This is a genomic window from Bradyrhizobium jicamae (genome assembly GCF_018130215.1).
Classification (GTDB): Bacteria; Pseudomonadota; Alphaproteobacteria; order Rhizobiales; family Xanthobacteraceae; genus Bradyrhizobium; species Bradyrhizobium jicamae_A.
Genome location: NZ_JAFCKQ010000003.1, coordinates 50321 through 68018, shown reverse-complemented (window position 1 = coordinate 68018; position 17698 = coordinate 50321). Strand labels below are relative to the sequence as shown.

At 65.5% G+C, this 17698-nt stretch carries 19 protein-coding genes and 1 riboswitch; of the genes, 7 read left to right on the top strand and 12 right to left on the bottom strand.

Features of this window, described 5'->3' with window-relative positions; translation table 11 throughout:
• Positions 1-2 precede the first annotated feature (2 nt).
• The 5 genes from JQ586_RS06320 (at position 3) to JQ586_RS06300 (ending at position 4429) form a co-directional block, all read left to right on the top strand.
• Complete coding sequence (locus tag JQ586_RS06320) at positions 3-1058, top strand: class I SAM-dependent methyltransferase (RefSeq protein WP_212393840.1); 1056 nt, start codon at positions 3-5, stop codon at positions 1056-1058.
• 2 nt (positions 1059-1060) lie between these two features.
• A complete protein-coding gene (gene pgeF, locus JQ586_RS06315; RefSeq protein ID WP_212393659.1) occupies positions 1061-1831 on the top strand; it encodes a peptidoglycan editing factor PgeF in 771 nt (256 codons plus the stop codon).
• A gap of 68 nt (positions 1832-1899) precedes the next feature.
• A complete protein-coding gene (locus JQ586_RS06310; RefSeq protein ID WP_212393658.1) occupies positions 1900-2598 on the top strand; it encodes a cytochrome c oxidase assembly factor Coa1 family protein in 699 nt (232 codons plus the stop codon).
• A gap of 103 nt (positions 2599-2701) precedes the next feature.
• Positions 2702-3307 carry a hypothetical protein gene (locus JQ586_RS06305; protein ID WP_212393657.1) on the top strand — a complete coding sequence of 202 codons (606 nt, stop codon included), beginning with the start codon at positions 2702-2704 and terminating at the stop codon, positions 3305-3307.
• Between the two features lie 168 nt (positions 3308-3475).
• The gene (locus JQ586_RS06300) at positions 3476-4429 is read left to right on the top strand and encodes a ribose-phosphate pyrophosphokinase (protein ID WP_212393839.1); all 954 of its coding nucleotides are present in this window, start codon (positions 3476-3478) and stop codon (positions 4427-4429) included.
• 42 nt (positions 4430-4471) lie between these two features.
• On the opposite strand, the gene JQ586_RS06295 is transcribed toward JQ586_RS06300, so the two are convergent.
• The 10 genes from JQ586_RS06295 to JQ586_RS06250 all read right to left on the bottom strand — a co-directional run bounded on the left by JQ586_RS06295 (position 4472) and on the right by JQ586_RS06250 (position 14600).
• Positions 4472-5278 (bottom strand): SDR family NAD(P)-dependent oxidoreductase, encoded by an 807-nt coding sequence (locus JQ586_RS06295; RefSeq protein ID WP_212393656.1) that lies wholly within the window; start codon positions 5276-5278, stop codon positions 4472-4474.
• A 79-nt stretch (positions 5279-5357) separates the two neighbouring features.
• Entirely contained in the window at positions 5358-5819 is a 462-nt protein-coding gene (locus JQ586_RS06290; RefSeq protein ID WP_212393655.1) for a carbon monoxide dehydrogenase subunit G, read from the bottom strand.
• 8 nt (positions 5820-5827) lie between these two features.
• Positions 5828-6664, bottom strand: a complete 837-nt coding sequence (locus tag JQ586_RS06285) for an XdhC family protein (RefSeq protein ID WP_212393654.1) — start codon at positions 6662-6664, stop codon at positions 5828-5830.
• A 1-nt stretch (position 6665) separates the two neighbouring features.
• Positions 6666-7877: a VWA domain-containing protein gene (locus JQ586_RS06280; RefSeq protein ID WP_212393653.1), complete on the bottom strand. Its 1212-nt coding sequence runs from the start codon at positions 7875-7877 to the stop codon at positions 6666-6668.
• Positions 7874-8746, bottom strand: a complete 873-nt coding sequence (locus JQ586_RS06275; RefSeq protein ID WP_212393652.1) for a MoxR family ATPase — start codon at positions 8744-8746, stop codon at positions 7874-7876. The genes JQ586_RS06280 and JQ586_RS06275 overlap by 4 nt, the downstream gene beginning before the upstream one ends.
• The gene (locus JQ586_RS06270; protein WP_212393651.1) at positions 8743-11169 is read right to left on the bottom strand and encodes an aerobic carbon-monoxide dehydrogenase large subunit; all 2427 of its coding nucleotides are present in this window, start codon (positions 11167-11169) and stop codon (positions 8743-8745) included. The genes JQ586_RS06275 and JQ586_RS06270 overlap by 4 nt, the downstream gene beginning before the upstream one ends.
• A complete protein-coding gene (locus tag JQ586_RS06265; RefSeq protein ID WP_212393650.1) occupies positions 11166-11666 on the bottom strand; it encodes a (2Fe-2S)-binding protein in 501 nt (166 codons plus the stop codon). Before JQ586_RS06265 ends, JQ586_RS06270 begins: the two co-directional genes overlap by 4 nt.
• Before the next feature lie 11 nt (positions 11667-11677).
• Complete coding sequence (locus JQ586_RS06260; protein WP_212393649.1) at positions 11678-12541, bottom strand: xanthine dehydrogenase family protein subunit M; 864 nt, start codon at positions 12539-12541, stop codon at positions 11678-11680.
• Positions 12542-12717: 176 nt separating this feature from the next.
• The gene (locus JQ586_RS06255; RefSeq protein WP_212393838.1) at positions 12718-13920 is read right to left on the bottom strand and encodes an MHYT domain-containing protein; all 1203 of its coding nucleotides are present in this window, start codon (positions 13918-13920) and stop codon (positions 12718-12720) included.
• A gap of 101 nt (positions 13921-14021) precedes the next feature.
• Positions 14022-14600: a 6,7-dimethyl-8-ribityllumazine synthase gene (locus JQ586_RS06250; RefSeq protein ID WP_212393648.1), complete on the bottom strand. Its 579-nt coding sequence runs from the start codon at positions 14598-14600 to the stop codon at positions 14022-14024.
• A gap of 78 nt (positions 14601-14678) precedes the next feature.
• Positions 14679-14831, bottom strand: a riboswitch (FMN riboswitch).
• 442 nt (positions 14832-15273) lie between these two features.
• Between JQ586_RS06250 and JQ586_RS06245 the strand changes: the two genes are divergently transcribed.
• Complete coding sequence (locus JQ586_RS06245; RefSeq protein ID WP_212393647.1) at positions 15274-15774, top strand: YbjN domain-containing protein; 501 nt, start codon at positions 15274-15276, stop codon at positions 15772-15774.
• Between the two features lie 204 nt (positions 15775-15978).
• Positions 15979-16809, top strand: coding sequence for a pyrroline-5-carboxylate reductase (proC, locus tag JQ586_RS06240; protein WP_212393646.1), 831 nt, complete (start codon positions 15979-15981; stop codon positions 16807-16809).
• A 95-nt stretch (positions 16810-16904) separates the two neighbouring features.
• Here the strand turns inward: proC and JQ586_RS06235 are convergent, their stop codons facing one another.
• Both JQ586_RS06235 and JQ586_RS06230 read right to left on the bottom strand, forming a co-directional pair.
• On the bottom strand, positions 16905-17315 hold the full coding sequence (locus JQ586_RS06235) for a thioesterase family protein (protein ID WP_212393645.1): 411 nt from the start codon (positions 17313-17315) through the stop codon (positions 16905-16907).
• A 67-nt stretch (positions 17316-17382) separates the two neighbouring features.
• Positions 17383-17586: a tautomerase family protein gene (locus tag JQ586_RS06230; protein WP_044538952.1), complete on the bottom strand. Its 204-nt coding sequence runs from the start codon at positions 17584-17586 to the stop codon at positions 17383-17385.
• Positions 17587-17698: the final 112 nt, after the last annotated feature.

Here is a 17698-nt window from a genome sequence, read left to right as displayed (position 1 = left end):
CGATGCCGGTCTGGCGCTACATGAAATTGTGCCTGATGCATCCGGAGCACGGCTATTACCTGTCGCGCGACCCGCTCGGACGCGAGGGTGATTTCACCACGGCTCCGGAAGTCAGCCAGATGTTCGGCGAGCTGCTCGGCCTGTGGAGCGCGTCGATCTGGCGGGCGATCGGCTCGCCTGCCACGCTGCGGCTGGTCGAGCTAGGTCCGGGCCGCGGCACAATGATGGCGGATGCGCTGCGCGCGCTCCGCGTTCTGCCGCCGCTTTATGCATCACTGAGCGTCCACCTCGTCGAGGTCAATCCGGTGCTGCGCGAGAAGCAGCGCGAGACGCTGTCGGGCGTACGCAACATCAGCTGGCACGACAGCATCGACGAGGTGCCCGAGGGGCCGGCAGTGATCCTCGCCAACGAATATTTCGACGTGCTGCCGATCCACCAGATGGTCCGGCGCGAAACCGGCTGGCACGAGCGCACGGTCGGCATCGACGCCAATGGCCGGCTGTACTTCGCGGCGGCCGCCGAGCCCGTGCCGCGTTTCGACGTGCTGCTGCCGCCGCTGGTGCGCGCCGCCCCGGTCGGCGCGGTGTTCGAATGGCGGCCCGATACCGAGATCATGAAGCTCGCGACGCGGGTGCGCGACCAGGACGGCGCCGCGCTAATCATCGACTACGGCCATTTGCGCAGCGACGCCGGCGACACCTTCCAGGCGATCGCACGCCACAGCTTCACCGACCCCTTGAAGAATCCGGGAGAGGCCGACGTCACCGCACATGTCGACTTCCAGGCGCTGACACGGGCCGCCGAGGATGTCGGCGCACGGGTCCACGGACCAGTGACGCAGGGCGACTTCCTCAAGCGCCTCGGCGTCGAGGCCCGCGCCGCCGGATTGATGGCGAAGGCCACTCCGGAAGTCTCCGCCGACATCCTCGGCGCGCTGAAGCGCCTGACCGACTCCGGCCGCGGCGGCATGGGATCGATGTTCAAGGCCATGGCGGTCTCCGATCCACGCATCACCTCGATCGCCGGGCTCAGCGATCTGCCTGACGAGGCCGAATAGTCATGACATTGGGATCATCGCTGCTGTCGGCCATTCCGGGGCTTCGCCACGCTTTCTTTTCGCGCGAGGGCGGCGTCTCCGACGGTCTCTATGCGAGCCTGAATGGCGGCCTCGGCTCCAATGACGATCCCGCCAAGGTGACAGAGAACCGGCGGCGGATGGCCGAGCAACTCGGCGTGCCGCTGGCGCATTTGGTCAGCGTCCACCAGGTCCACTCACCCGACGTCGTGGTCGCCACCGGCCCATGGAACGGTAGCCCGCGCCCGAAGGCGGACGCGCTTGTGACGCGGATCGAGGGCCTTGCGCTATCGGTCACGACCGCCGACTGCGGACCGATCCTGTTCGTCGACCCCAATGCACGGGTGATCGGCGCTGCGCATGCCGGCTGGAAGGGCGCGCTGACCGGCGTGCTGGAATCGACCATCGAGGCGATGGAGAAGCTTGGCGCCGCGCGCGGTGGCATCGTCGCCGCGATCGGCCCCTTGATCCGGCAAGACTCCTACGAGGTCGGCCGAGAATTCGTCGAGCGCTTCATCGAGGCCGATGCCGAGCACGGCATGTTCTTCGTCCCCGGCGAGCGCGACGGCCACGCAATGTTCGACCTCGCCGGCTTCATCCGGATGCGGCTCGAGAATGCCGGCGTGCTGATGATCGACGATCTCGGCATCGACACCTATGCCGATGAGCGGTTCTTCAGCTACCGCCGGTCGGTGCATCGCAAGGAGGCCGATTACGGCCGGCTCGTGCATGCGATCGCGCTGGCGCCGGAATAGCGATACACTGCAACGTTTTCGAGCGACGAGCGGAGCTCCAGGCCCGACCATTTCAGCAGGACGTGATCATGATCGAGCAGCGCGTCCCCCTCGATCCGAGAGTGCTTCCTCCGGAAATCGACCGCTGGAATTGGGGCGCATTCCTGCTGAACTGGATCTGGGGTGTTGGCAACAACACGTTCATTGCGCTGCTCATGCTGATTCCGTTCTTCGGCCTGGTCATGCCGTTCGTGCTCGGCGCGAAGGGCAGCCGCTGGGCCTGGCGCAACGGGCGCTGGGACAGCATCGAGCACTTCAAGCGCGTGCAGCGCCTGTGGGCGATCTGGGGCGCCGTGATCTGGTGCGGCGCGATCGTGCTGTTCGGCAGCGTGTTCGGCGGGACATTCTACCTGCTCAAGAATTCCGAGGCCTATCGGCTCGGCACAACGACGCTTCAGGCCAGTATGGAAGCCGCAGGCGCTCTTGGCGTCCCGATATCGACCGGCTTTCCGTCAGGCTCAATCTCGACAGACGGGGCAGGCGGACGGGCTTCACTGGCCTTCTCGGCAAGCGGCACGAAGGCCACGGGGCAGGTCTTCCTGGAGGCGATCAAGAAGCACGGAGCGTGGTCACTCACCAAGCTCACGCTCAGGGTCGACGGCAGCGACCGCGTGATTGATCTCCTGACGCAATCGAGCGCCGGGATTCGATGCACCTGGAGGTGCCATGGCCCAAACCGGGAATGGGCCTGGATCACGGAAGTTAGGTCGTATCATCTGCTTGGTTGAACGAGGAAATCCGGCTTCTCGTCGCACCCGCCGAACGGATCGCCGTGCGCTGTGCCCTCGCTGCCCTAGACGTTAAGCGATTTTAACGATATCGCAGGACGCAATGAGGGAAGCGTCGAACAGCCGGTTTCAAACCGGAACAGGGATGCGTGCCGCGATCGCCGGCGCGTGGCTGGCGGTAGCCTGCGGGCTCGGCGGCTGCGCCAATGGCGGCGCACCGGCCGACGCCTATGCGATGGCCGGAACGGCCAGCGGCGCAACGGTTGCGTTCGAGTCGATCGACGGTCCGCCGCCTCAGGTGTTCGACCGTATGGTGGGCGTGCTCGACAGCGAGTCCAAGCTGCGCAGCCTTTCGATCGTGTCGCGCGAAGGCGGCGCCGCCTATCGCGTGCGCAGCTATCTGTCGGCGCAGGTCGTGCGCGGGCGAACCATGATCGCCTGGGTGTGGGACGTCTACGACAGCAACCAGCAACGCGCGCTCCGCCTCTCCGGCGAGGAGCCCGCCGGCAAGGCGGGCCGCGACGTCTGGGCGGCCGCCGACGACCTGGTCTTGCGCAAGATCGCCCAGGCCGGCTTCAGCGGCCTGTCCGCCATGATCAATGGCGGCCCGGCATCCAACCCGGCACCGGACCTCCGCGGACCTGCCGTCGCGAGCGCCCCGACGCCGGCTGCGGCCGAGACGGTGGCGCTCGGATATTCCGCCAACTAACCCCCGCGATATCCCGGAGAACGGCCATTTTTGACCGGGAAAACCGGGCTTGTGGGTTGCCAGCCGAGGTGCCCGCCTGATATTCCCTCGCCCACCGAAAATCCGCCGGTTCTATAGGGACTTGAGATGCTGAACGTCGTATCCAGCAAGGCGCGGGAGGAAGCATCGATGTCGGCCAAGAACGGATCAATCAAGCTCGTCGCCGGCAACTCCAACCCCGTTTTGGCGCAGGACATCGCCAAGGGGCTTGGCATCGAATTGACCAAGGCCGTGGTCCGGCGCTTCGCCGACATGGAGATCTTCGTCGAGATCCAGGAGAACGTTCGCGGCTCGGACATGTTCATCCTCCAGTCGACGTCCTATCCTGCCAACGACAATCTGATGGAGCTCTTGATCATTACCGACGCGCTGCGCCGGGCCTCGGCGCGCCGCATCACCGCGGTGGTGCCCTATTTCGGCTATGCAAGGCAGGATCGGAAATCCGGTTCGCGCACGCCGATCTCGGCCAAGCTCGTTGCCAATCTGATCTCGCGCGCCGGCGTCGACCGCGTCATGACGCTCGACCTTCATGCCGGCCAGATCCAGGGCTTCTTCGACATCCCGACCGACAATCTGTTCGCAGCGCCCCTGATGGTGCGCGACATCCGCGATCGCTTCGACCTCGCCAAGGCGATGGTAGTCTCGCCCGACGTCGGCGGCGTGGCGCGGGCGCGCGGGCTTGCCAAACGCATCAACACCCCGCTCGCGATCGTCGACAAGCGCCGCGAGCGTCCCGGTGAATCCGAGGTGATGAACGTGATCGGCGACGTCGCCGGCTACAACTGCATCCTCGTCGACGACATCGTCGACTCCGGCGGCACCCTGGTGAACGCAGCCGAGGCGCTGATCGCCCATGGCGCCAAGGAAGTCTCGGCCTACATCACCCATGGCGTGCTGTCGGGAGGTGCCGCCGCGCGCATCGCCTCCTCGCGGCTGAAGGAACTGGTCATCACCGACTCGATCCTGCCGACCGATGCCGTCAACAAGGCGCCGAACATCCGCACGATCTCGATCGCCGGCCTGATCGCCGAAGCGATCGGCCGCACCGCGGCGGAAGAGTCGGTCTCGAGCCTGTTCGATTAGTTGTTTGACGCCGTCAATCCGGGGCGATGCAGCGCATCGAACTCAAAACCCCGGTCGCGGTACGTGGCTCATCAACGTCCGCACATAACCGCCATCGACGATGATCTCCTCGCCATTGACGTAGGATGACCGGTCGCTGGCCAGGAACAGGATCGCATCCGCCATATCCTGCGGTGCTCCGATCCGGCGTATCGGCACCACGGCGGTGCGCCGCTCGGTGACCCCCGGCGTATCGTAGAACGCCTGGCTCATCGGCGTGACCACGAGGCCCGGACTGACCACATTGCTGCGGACGCCGCGCGGGCCCCATTCGGCCGCGAGCTGCTGCGACAACATCACGACGCCGGCCTTGCTGACGCTGTAGGCGCCACTCTGCCCCTGGGCGTTGCTGGCGGCGATCGAGGCGACATGGACGAGACTGCCGCGACGCGTCTCTCGCATCTGGCGTCCGAACGCCTGGGCGCAAATGAAATAGCCGGTGAGATTGACCGCGAGCACCGCGTTCCATTCGGCGAGCGGCAGAGTGTCGAGCCCGCCGGGACGCAGGACGGCGGCCGTGTTGACGAGGATGCCGCACGGCCCGAGCGCACGCGCGACCGCTTCGGCGGCCGATGCGACGCTCTCCGCATTGGTGGTGTCGCAACTCGCTATGAGATGACCCTCGCCGATTTCGCGAAGCTTCGCTTGCGTCTCGGCGAGCCCGCGCTCGTCGCGATCGATGGCCGCGACTTTCGCACCTGCGCGCGCAAAGCTGACAGCCGTGGCGCGGCCGATGCCGCCGCCTCCGCCGGTGACGACGGCAACGCGGCCCGACAGGCCGAGCCAGTCAGGAGAATCTTCCTTGGGCATGGTGCAATCACTCTTTTGTGGTGAGTTGGCACCAAAAGCTTAGCCGAACGCGAGCAACAGCCAAGTGCAATTCGGCGGCTTACACCCCCGTCACAGCCACATGGCCGACCGCCTCGCCGAAGGAAGCAAAGAACTGGCTAGCCAGTTTCCTGGCCGTGGAATCGATCAGCCGCCCGCCGAGCTGCGCGAGCTTGCCGCCGATCCGGGCATCGACCTCATAGGTGAGGATGGTCGCCTCTGGACCATCGGATGCGAGCCTGACCGTCGCGCCGCCCTTGGCGAAGCCGGCGATGCCGCCGGAACCCTCGCCGGAGATGCGGTAGCTGTTCGGCGGATCGCGGTCGGACAGTGTCACCTTGCCGCCGAAGGTCGCCTTCACCGGCCCGACCTTGAGCACGACCGTGGCGGTCATCTCGTTGGGAGATGACATCTCGAGCGACTGACAGCCGGGAATGCACTGCTTGAGCACATCGGGATCGTTGAGCGCAGCCCACACCTTCTCCTTGGGGGCCGGGATACGCTGGCTGTCATTCATCTGCATGTTGGATCTCAGCTCCTTGCAACGGAATTGGCGGCACGCTGGCCGCGGCGGCGCTCGATGGTGATCTCTGCGAGGATCGACATCGCGATTTCTTCAGGCGTGATGGCGCCGAGATCGAGCCCTGCGGGCGCCTTGACGCGATCGATCGCGGCAGCGTCGAGGCCTGCCGCAGTCAATTTGTCCCGCAATGCAGACATCTTGCGCTTGCTGCCGACGAAAGCGTGATAGGCCGCATTGATCGCGAGCGCCTGCTTCAGGGCAGCCTCGTCGCCTTTGCCCTGGGTCGACACCACAACGAAACGTCTTGAATCGTTGAGACGCCCCGGGTCGAAGCCATCGATCACGACGTTCGCGTCCGGCGTCGCGACGAGATCGGATGCAGGCGCGGCGAGCGTGACGTGATAGCCGAGCTGGCGCGCCTGCGCAGCCAGCGACAGCGCGACAGGACTTGCGCCGAGAATGACCAGCGAGGGGTGGGGCAACATCGGCTCGACGAAGATATCCATGGTGCCCTTGCTCGGGCACATGTTCGAGGCAAAGCGCACGCCGTCCCTGCTGTCGCCGGGCCGGATGCCTAGCTCCGCGAGCAGGTTTTCCGGCTGCACCGACACCATGCGCGGCTCGCCATCGGACAGCGCCTCGCGTGCGGCCTTCAGCACCGCGCCTCTGGCGCAACCGCCGCCGATCCAGCCCGCGACGATGGTGCCGTCGGGACGAATGATCGCCTTCGCGCCGGCTTTTGCCGCCGTCACCGAGACCGTCCGCACCACGGTCGCCAGCACGAAGGCCTGCTCGGCGGCCTTCATCTCCGCGACCAGATCCATCACCTCGACATGCACGCCCATCTCACAGCCTCGCCAGATAGGGTTCGAGTGCGGTCAGGCTCGCCAGCGTATGGGCCGGCGCGTAGAGATCGACATGCGGCAGTGCCGCCTTGATGCCGCGGGCCTCCGGCGCATAGCCCCGCCATCCCATCATCGGATTGAGCCAGACGATGCGGCGGCAGCGGCGGCCGAGCGCGGCCATCTCGCGGCCCAGCAGCGCGGCATCGCCGGTCTCGTAGCCATCGGACACGATCATCACGCAGGTGCGCGAATGGATCACACGCGCGGCGTGCCAGCGGTTGAAGGTCTGGAGGCATTCGCCGATCCGGGTGCCGCCACCCGCGCCCTGCGCCATGATCGACAGGCGGTCCAGCGCGCGGCCGGCATCCTTTTCCTTCATCGCATCGGAGACATGGGCCAGGCGTGTGTGAAAGAGGAATGCCTCCGCCTCGCGGAATTCGTCGAGCACGCCATGGATGAAACGCAGGAACACTCCTGTGTACATGCTCATCGAGCCGGAGGCATCGAGCAGCACCACCAACCGCAGCGGCTTCGGCTTGCGCTGCCGCTTCACCAGGCTGATCGGGACGCCGCCATGGCTGATATTGCCGTGGATGGTGCGACGCAGATCGAGGCGATAACCGCGCCGCCGTGCCAGGTCGCGCCGCGTCAGCCGCGTGCGCATGGCGCGCGCCAGCCGCGCCGCGGCCTCGTGGGCCAATTCAATCTGTTCGGGATCTGCCAGTTTGCGGAAGTCGACCTCGGCAAGATTGTCTGCCCGTGACGCGCCCTCCATGCGCCCTTCGCCCGAACGCTCGGTTTCGGCACCGTCGACCGAAGGGACCTGGTCCATCATTGCTTCGGCTTCGCCACGCGCTTCAGCCTGCTGGTTCGGCAAGCTCTTCAGCGACGGACTGTTCGCCGCCTTAGCGGCACCCGTCGTGATCGAACGTGACCGCACCCGCTTGCCGAGCCAGAAGGCATCAAAGATGCCGTCGAACCTGTCCCACTCGGATTTGCGGGCCGTGAGCAGATGCTTGAGCGCAGAGCGCAGCAGGCCCGGCCGCTCCGCATAACCCGTAGCCATCAGGGCGGCAGCATCCTGTCCCTCGGACAGACCGACCGCGAAACCGCTGTCGCGCAAGGTGCGCAGGAATGCCGCAAGCTTGCCCGTGACCAGGCGGGAGACCTCGTTGACGTCTTCGATATCGGGCGATGCGCCGCAGCAGCTCATGCGACCTTCCCCAACAGTCGTAGCGAGACCTCGCGCGTCACCCGCAGGCGGTCCTCCTGCGTCTTGAGCAGGCACATCAAGGTTTCGTGCACGGTCTCGGGCGCACCGTGCAGATCCTTCACCTCGAGGCCGACCAGCGCGGCCGCCCAGTCCAGCGTCTCGGCGACACCCGGCACCTTGCGCAGCTCTTCCTTCCTGATGCCCTCGACCATGCGGGCGATCTGCAGCGCCAGCGACGCATTGACGCCGTCAACGCGCGTCATGATGATGCGCGCCTCCCGGTCGACATCGGGATAATCGACATAATGGTACAGGCAGCGCCGGCGCAGCGCGTCGGAGAGTTCGCGGGTGCCGTTGGACGTCAGCACGACATGCGGGATCGCGGTCGCCTTGATCGTTCCGAACTCGGGGATCGAGACCTGGAAATCCGACAATAGCTCCAGCAGGAAAGCCTCGAACTCATCGTCGGCACGGTCGATCTCGTCGATCAGCAGCACCGGCGGCGTGTCACGGCGAATGGCCGCAAGCAGCGGCCGCTCCAGCAGATACTTCTCCGAAAAAATCTGGTCCTCGACTGCGTCGGCATCGGCGCCGCGGTGGGCCTGGATCGACAGCAGCTGGCGCTGGTAGTTCCATTCATAGAGCGCCGCCGACTGGTCGAGCCCCTCATAGCACTGCAGACGGATCAGCTCGGTGGCGTGGACCGAGGCGAGCGCCTTCGCCACTTCGGTCTTGCCGACGCCCGCTTCGCCTTCCAGCAGAAGCGGGCGTCGCAATTGCTGCATCAACGCGATCGCAATCGCGAGCTCGCCGTCGGCGATGTAGCCGGCTTCACCAAGCGCGCGCGCGATTTCGTCACGGGTCTTCATGCGGCCTCGAACACACCGAGGTTCTTCGCCGCCTGCCAGTTCCGCCAGAAATCGTGCGGCATCTGGATGTGGGTGGAGCCGAGGAACGAAAATGCGTCATTGACCGCGTTGGAGAAGGCCGGCACGCCGCCGACGTTCGGGCTTTCGCCGACGCCCTTGGCGCCGATCGGATGATGCGGCGAGGGCGTGACGGTGAAGTCGGTCTCCCAATGCGGGGTCTCGACCGCGGTGGGCATGAAGAAGTCCATGAACGAGCCGGTCACGACATTGCCCTCGGCGTCGTAGCGGATCTCCTGCCCCATTGCGATGGCAAACGCCTCGGTGAGACCGCCATGCACCTGACCCTCGATGATCATCGGGTTTATGCGGGTGCCGCAATCGTCGAGCGCATAGAAGCGCCTGACCTTGTAGACACCGGTGTCGACATCGATGGTCATCACGCAGATGTAGGCGCCGAACGGATAGGTCATGTTGGGCGGATCGTAATAGCTGACCGCCTCCAGCCCGGGCTCCATGCCGGGTGGCACCGAATTGTAGGCCGCCCAGCAGATGTCCTTCATCGACATGAACTTCTCCGGCAGGCCCTTGACGCGGAAGCCGTCGATGTCCCACTCGAGGTCGTCCTCATGGACCTCGAGCTTGTAGGCCGCGATCATCTGCGCCTTGGCCTTGATCTTGCGCGCCGCCATCGCGATCGCGGCGCCGGCGACCGGCGTCGAGCGCGAACCATAAGTTCCGAGTCCGTACGGCGCGGTATCGGTATTGCCTTCCTCGACCATGATGTTGTCGGCGGGGATACCTATCTCGGTTGCGATGATCTGCGCCCAGGTGGTTTCGTGTCCCTGGCCCTGGCTCTTGGTACCCATCCGCGCGATGCCGGCACCGGTCGGATGCATGCGGATCTCGCAGGAGTCGAACATCGCAATTCCCAGGATGTCGCAGTTCTTCGACGGACCGGCGCCGACGATCTCGGTGAAGAAGGAGACGCCGATGCCCATGATCTCGCGGGTCTCGCCCCGCTTGAATGCGGCCCGCAACGCCTCCTGCTCCTTGCGGAGTTCGGCATATTTCACCGTCTCCATCGCTTTGCGCATGGCGGTGCCGTAGTCGCCGGAATCATATTCCCAGCCGAGCGCGGAGTGATACGGGAACTGCTCGGGCCTGATGAAGTTCTTCAGCCGGAGTTCAGCCGGATCCATGCCGAGCTTCTGCGCCAGGATGTCCATCGCCCGCTCGATGCAATAGGCCGCCTCGGTGACGCGGAACGAACAGCGATAGGCGACGCCGCCCGGCGCCTTGTTGGTGTAGATGCCGTCGACCGCAAGATGCGCGGTCGGGAAGTCGTAGGAACCGGTGACGATGTTGAAGAAGCCGGCCGGCCATTTCGATGGATCGGCGCAGGCGTCAAACGCCCCGTGATCGGCAAGCACGTGGACGCGCAGGCCCGTGACCTTGCCTTGCTTGGTCGCCGCGATCTCGGTCGTCATGTGATAGTCGCGCGCGAACGACGTCGCGGTCAGGTTCTCGATGCGGTCCTCGACCCATTTCACAGGCTTGCCGGTGACGATGGAGGCGACCGCGGCGCAGATGTAGCCGGGATAGGCGCCGACCTTGTTGCCGAAGCCGCCGCCGATGTCGGGCGAGATCACGTGGATCTTCTGCTCCGGCAGCTTTGCAATGAGCGCCACCACGGTGCGGATCACGTGCGGGGCCTGGAATGTCCCCCAGATCGTCAGTTCTCCCTTGATCTTGTCGAAGGAGCAGACGCATTGACAGGTCTCGAGCGGCGACGGGTGGGTGCGATGATAGGAGATCATCTCCTTGATCGTCACCTCCGCCTTCTTGAAGGCTGCGTCCGTCAGTTCCTTGTCGCCGACGGTCCATTCGAAGATGTGATTGTGGTGCTTGCGCGGGCCGTGGGCGCCGGTGGTCTTGCCGGCGAGGTCCTCGCGCAGCACGGGCGCGTCCGCGTCCATCGCCTTGAACGGATCGATCAGCGGCGGCAGAGGTTCGTACTCGACCTTGACCTTGTTGATGCCGTCGTCGGCGGCGTAGCGGTCGGTCGCGACGACGAAGGCCACCTCCTGGTTCTGGAACAGCACCTTGCCGTCGGCAAGCACCATCTGCACGTCGCCGGCGAGTGTCGGCATCCAGGCGAGGTTGACGGTCTTCAGCGTCTCGGCGGTGATGACCGCGAGCACGCCGGGCACCTTCAGCGCCTCGGAATCGTCGATCGATTTCACCCGCGCATGGGCGTGCGGCGAGCGGACGAAATCGCCGTGCAGCATACCCGGCAGCTTGACGTCGTCGACATAATTGCCCTTGCCCTGGGTGAAGCGGATGTCTTCGACCCGCTTGCGCTTGCAGCCAAGGCCTTCGAGGGCGGCGGTGCGTTGTTCCCGCGTGGGGGTCATGTCGTTCATTCTGCGGCCTCCCGGAATTCGACGCCGTTGATCTTGGCTGCGGCGTACTGAATGGCTTTGACGATGTTCTGGTAGCCGGTGCAGCGGCAGATGTTGCCGGAGATGCCCATCCGGATCTCCGCTTCCGTCGGCGACGGGTTTTCCTTCAGCAGCCGCTGCGCCCGCATGATCATCCCCGGCGTGCAGAAGCCGCATTGCAGGCCGTGCATCATGCGAAAACCCTCCTGCAGCGCGGACAGCGAGCCGTCGGGATTGGCCATGCCTTCGATGGTGGTGACATCCGATCCGTCGGCCTGCACCGCGAACATGGTGCAGGACTTCACCGACATGCCGTCGATGTCGACCGTGCAGGCCCCGCAATGCGTGGTCTCGCAGCCGATATGGGTGCCGGTCATCTGCAGATTCTCGCGGATGAAGTGCACCAGCAGGGTGCGGGGCTCGACGAGGCCTTCGACCTCGGCGCCGTTCACCTTCATCGTGATTTGGGTCTTTGCCATTGGTCCCTCCCTCAGGCGGCCTTGGCGGCGGCGCGCTGCAGCGCCCGCATCACCATGATGCCGCCGACATGCTTGCGGTATTCGACCGGCCCACGCGCATCCGCGGCCGGCACCATGATTGCTTCCGCTGCGGCCGCAGCCTTCTTCAGCGTGGCGGGATCGAGGCTGGTGCCGATCACCGCCTTGGCGGCGGCATCGGCGAGCAGCGGAGTTTCCGACAGATTGGTGAGACCGACCGTGCAGGTCGCGACCTTGCCGCCCGACATCGTCAGGATCACCGCGGCTGCGGCGGTGGCGTAGTCGCCGACCTTCCGCTTCAGCTTCTCATAGGCATGACCGTGGCCGGCCGGGGGGACCGCGATCGAGATCGCGGTCACGAGCTCGCCGGGTTCGATCGCGGTGAAATAAGCCCCCTGGTAGAAGTCGGCGGCAGCGACCTCACGTCCCCCCTGCGGCCCTTCGAGACGATAGGTCGCGCCCAGCGTCATCATCAGCGCCGGCATGTCGTTGCCGGGATCGCCGTTGGCGATGTTGCCGCCGATGGTGCCCCGGTAGCGCACCTGCGGATCGGCGATCAGCAGCGCGGTTTCCTGCAGGATGGGGATGGATTTGGCGATCTCGTCGGAGGCGAGCAGCTCATGCTGGGTGGTCATGGCCCCGATGACGACCTTGCCGCCGTCGCGCCGGATGCCCTTCAGCCCGGCCACGCCGTGCAGATCGACCAGATGCTCCGGGGTGGCCAGCCGGAGCTTCATCATCGGAACCAGGCTATGGCCGCCAGCCAGTGGACGCGCCTCGTCGCCAAGCGTCGACAGCAGTTTCACAGCATCGGCCACCGTGGCCGGCCGGTGGTAACTGAACGGACCAGGGATCATCGTCTCCTCCATCTCGTCCTGCGCAGCCCAGACGGGGCGATCGGACGTTGGAGGGAGGCTGGGCCGGGACTGATTCTCCTGCAATAACAGCGGCACAGAAGCGGGAAATTCGCACGAGCTGCGGCTGTGAGCGCACGAAATGCGTCAGTAATCGCACCCTAACGGGTCTGGGCCGCTCAGGCCGTACGGCGCGCGAGCCCGAGTCGAGCCTTCACCTCGGCGATCTTGGCGCGGCTGACCGGGACCCGGTGCGGCGATGGGCCGTCCAGCTCGATGACCGCCCCGTCCCCCTCCTTGCGAACCAGGCTCACATGCGGGATCGCCACGATGTGGCTTCGGTGCACCCGGACGAACAGGCCGGGGTCGAGCAGCGCCTCTGCCTCCGAGATCGACCACGGGCACATACGCTCCCGCACCCCGTCGTGGATCCTGGTGTAGTGGGCGTCGGCGCGGACGCTGCGGACCTCGGCGGCGTCGATGAAATGGGTGCCATCGGCACCTTCGACAGGAAGCTTGACGGCCGGCGCCGCCCGCGGCGGCTGGCCCAGGCCCCCGAGCGGCGTCGGCCGCAACTTCGGGCCGGCGGGAGCCATGGCGGCATCGGTGATCGGGATATCGACGATCTCGTCGCTCGGGGCGGGTGTCCTGGCAGCCGACGGCTCCTTCTTGCGGGGATCGGGCACCAGCGAGAGCAGGAAACCGGCGGCGATCACGAAGCAGAGCAGCGCGACCACAAGCGAGAGGATCTGCGGCGATGCGGCCAACCCCTCCATCTGGTGATGTCCCTCCGCCCCGGGCGGAACGATCTGCACTCCCGCCATCGCGGTGTAGTGCATGCCCGAGACGGCGATGCCGAACGCTACCGCGCTCAGCGCCAGCTGCACGCCGCCGTGCCGCGCAAGGAACGCCCGCAGGCCGCCATACGCGGCCGCGATCGCAATCGCCAGCGAGAGCGCCGCCATCCCCGGCGCATGAGTCATCGCGAAGTCACCGGACAGTCCGTGCATGCCGACATAGTGCATGGTGAAGATGCCGAGCCCGAGCAGCACGGCCGACGACACCACGCGCGGCATCGACGGTTCGCCGATGCTGACGAAGAACAGCGAGACACCGACCACGAGCGCGCAAATCAGGAAGGAAACGATCGTCGGCAACACCAGATAAGCAGTGCCCGCCGGCAGCGGCGCGGCCAGCATGCCGACGAAATGCATGGTCCAGATGCCGACCGCGAGAAAGCATGCTGCACCCGCGAGCAGCAAGCGATGGCCGGCGTCCGGCGTGCCGCGGATGCGCGCGGCGAGACCGAAGCCGGTGTAACCTCCCAGGATCGCGATCACCACCGAGAGCGCGACGAGATAAGGATCGTGTCCTTCGAACATGATCATCCCGGCCTCCCCGTCATCACGGACAGGCCTCCTCCCGCCGCCGACCTTACAGGTGCGGCAGCGGGATTGACAATCAGACGATCGAGAGGCGCTTGCTAAACGATCCCCGCCGCGACCTGGCCGCGCAGGCGCTCCAGGCTGAGCAACGTGTTGGCGCAGGCTTCCGCGACCTCGATTCCCTTGATCACGAAATGCTTGCGGAAGAAGTCGTAATGCACCTCGGTCTCGTGGAATTGCTGCGGCGTCAGCACCGCGGAGAACACCGGCACCTCCGTGCGGAGCTGCACATCCATCAATGCCTTGATCACGGTGTCGGCGACGAACTCGTGGCGATAGATGCCGCCGTCGACGACGAGCCCGGCGGCGACGATCGCGGTGTAGCGGCGCGTCTTCGCCAGGATCTGCGCGTGCAGCGGGATCTCGAACGAGCCCGGCACCTCGAACACATCGACATTGGTGATATGCCGCGCCTCGATCTCCTTCAGGAAGGAGATTCGGCACTCCTCGACCACTTCGCGGTGCCAGGCCGATTGCACGAAGGCGACGCGCTGCGGCTTTGCGAAGCGCGGATGCTCGGGCACCGGCGGAGCCGCCGGCGTATCGGGAACGGATTCAGCTTGGGGGATTTGGACTTCCGAAGTCTTGAGGTCTTGGTCTTGCAACATCTGATTCATGGCTTTCCTCTTTCAGGACCAGAATCAGGGCATACGGACAACGACACGAGCCCCACGCGAATCCGCGCGGGCTGCCGCAACCGTTCTCTTTCATCCGGACTTTAACCGTCGGCTTCGGAATTGCACCGAATCTGCTGACCCTTCCCCGGCTTCGCGGAAAAGGCGCTCGCGGGCTTGGGCTCGAAAGCCCTTACCGCCGGTGGGGACTTTCACCCCGCCCTGAGAACATCGGCCCGCCCGGGATGGGCGTGCCTGTCAATAAATATGACCAAAGCACGACAGGCGGGCAAGCACCTTTCGCATGGGGAATTGTCATGTCCCCATGAGCAATCTGCGAGTCTCGCCGCGCTTCGCGACGGCGGCGAAGCGATTCACGAATGCGGCGAAGCCACGGCAAATCGTTAACGAATCGTTACGCTTGCAGCTCCGATTCCGGTTTGTTCCCAAATTAACAAATGTGGCGCGATCAGCTGTGGACGATGCGCGCTTTGGCTGTGGACGGACTCGGCGTGCGGTTGCGCGGATTCCGCAAATCACATCACTTCATCCGCGTCAGGTCCAAGGGGCATCCGGAAGCCGCTCAAGGAGCTGTACTCGGCCACGACGCAGTTTGTCGCACGTGCCGGCTTCCGTGTGCGTATCAACAGTTCATAAGAACAAGGGTCGAGACGGCATGTCCCTCCTCGAAAGCATTATCGATTCCCGGAGCAACCCGCTTGCGGTGGTCGAGGATATCGCCACCGACAACAACTGGGCGTTCGAGCGTTCCGGCGAAGACGAGGTGACGATCGTCTCCAAGGGAGACTGGACCGACTATCAGCTCTCGTTCACCTGGATGGGCGAGATCGAGGCGCTGCATCTGGCCTGCGCCTTCGACATGAAGATTCCGCAGGCGCGACGCGCCGAGGTGCAGCGGCTGATCGCCGCGATCAACGAACAATTGTGGGTCGGTCATTTCGACCTCTGGACGCACACCGGCATGATCATGCATCGTCAGGCGCTGGTGCTGCCCGGCGGCCTCACCGCGTCGACCTCCCAGTGCGAAAGCATGCTGGTCAGCGCGATCCACGCCTGCGAGCGCTATTACCCTGCGTTCCAGTTCGTGGTCTGGGCCGGCAAGTCGGCGGCGGAGGCGATGAGCGCGGCGATGTTCGACACCGAGGGCGAGGCGTAAGGGCTTTCGAGGCGCGCCTGTACATTCGGTGTCGTCCCGGCAAAGGCCGGGATCCGCACGCCGCGACCGCAATGCTCAAGCAAACGGCTTGTGGCCCTTCCTGCGCTTCACTAAGAACCGCCTGTGGTATCGCGACGAGCGCAAATGCGCCCGCGCGGGGATCCCGGCCTCCGCCGGGACGACGGAGAGTTGGTGGAGACAGCCATGAACACATCCAGCAGCGCATTGACGAACGCGGCAGGCACCATCGCGCTGGCGGGCGCGGGCAAGATGGGCGGCGCAATGCTGACCGGCTGGCTGGCGCAGGGCTTCGCGCCCGAGCGCGTCGTGGTGATCGATCCCTTCATGTCGCCTGATATCGCCGCGCTTGCCGCGAAAGGCGTCCGGCTCAACCCGTCGGCAAGTGACGTCGGCACGGTCGATACGCTGGTCGTTGCGGTGAAGCCGCAGTCGTTTCGCGAGGCGGGGGCGGCACTGAAGGCGTTCGTCGGGCCGTCGACGCTCGTGGTGTCGATCATGGCCGGCACGACGATCGCCGCGCTCGAAGAGGTCTGCGGCGGCAGGGTGGTGCGCGCAATGCCGAACACTCCGGCAGCGATCGGCCGGGGCATCACGGTCGCGGTGCCGGCGAAGAGCGTCACATCGGCGCAGCGCACCACCACGGATGCGCTTCTGAAGGCAACCGGTCTCGTCGAATGGGTCGATGATGAAAGCCTGATGGACGCGGTGACCGCGGTCTCCGGCTCCGGCCCGGCCTATGTGTTCCTGCTCGCCGAAGAGCTCGCGCGTGCCGGAGTGGCGGCGGGCCTGCCGGAGCAACTGGCAACGACGCTCGCCCGCGCCACCGTCGCGGGCTCCGGCGAATTGCTGCATCGCTCGGACCTGCCGTCGGCGACCCTGCGCCAGAACGTCACCTCGCCGGGCGGCACCACGGCCGCGGCGCTCGAGGTGTTGATGGCGAATGACGGAATGCAGCCGCTGATGACCCGCGCGATTGCCGCGGCGACCAGGCGCTCGAAGGAACTGGCGAAGTAGCGGAGGATCCGCAGGGTTGGCAAAGACGCGCACATGCGCTCTGCCCACCTGAAGTACAAGGTCGCGACGGTTGGCGCGGTAGGGCTTTGCCCGTCCTACAGTCCTGCGCCCGGCGTCATGGCAAGCCGCCTGTTGAAAAGCTCGACATTGATCAGCCCGCGGGCGTGGCGGCCCTCGCCGAGCCTGCGCGTGCCTTCAAAGGCCTCGACCTCGAAGCGGATGACACGGCGCTCGACCGCGATCACCTGCGCCGTGGTGCGCACCGTTGCGCCGACCTGCGCGGCGGCAAGATGGCGGATGTCAACCTCGGTGCCGACAGTCACCCAGCCGGGCTGCAACGCTGCCCCGATGGCATCGCCCGATGCCATCTCCATTTCCAGGATCATCATCGGGGTCGCATAGACCATCGGCATGCCTGGCACGAAATGCCCGACCGTGCGCTCCGGCGGCACCACGAGCCTGCGCTCCGCGCTCATGCCAACCTTGATGAAGTCGCGTGCGTCCATTCCAGCCTCACCTGTCATTGCGGGGCACGCGAGGCGTGAACCTCAGATGCGCAATCGCGCTCCCGCGTCACTTCTTTGCGGCTGCGGCGCGCTCGACGAAGGTCTTGCCACCCTTCATCTTGTGGTGCAGCGGCGCCTCGTTGATCTGGATCACCACCGCGTCTGCATCGACGCCGAGGTTCTTCACCAGCGCCTGGGTGATGTCGCGCATCATGCCGGCCTTCTGCTCGTCGGTGCGACCGGCGGCCATGCTCACGGTAATCTCGGGCATCGGAAGAACTCCCTTGTTATTGTTGACGCATAGTTCTCGACACACAAACCGGCCACCGGCCTGTGCCGGGCCATCTTTTTTGAGATGGATGCACGGGTCAAGCCCGCGGACG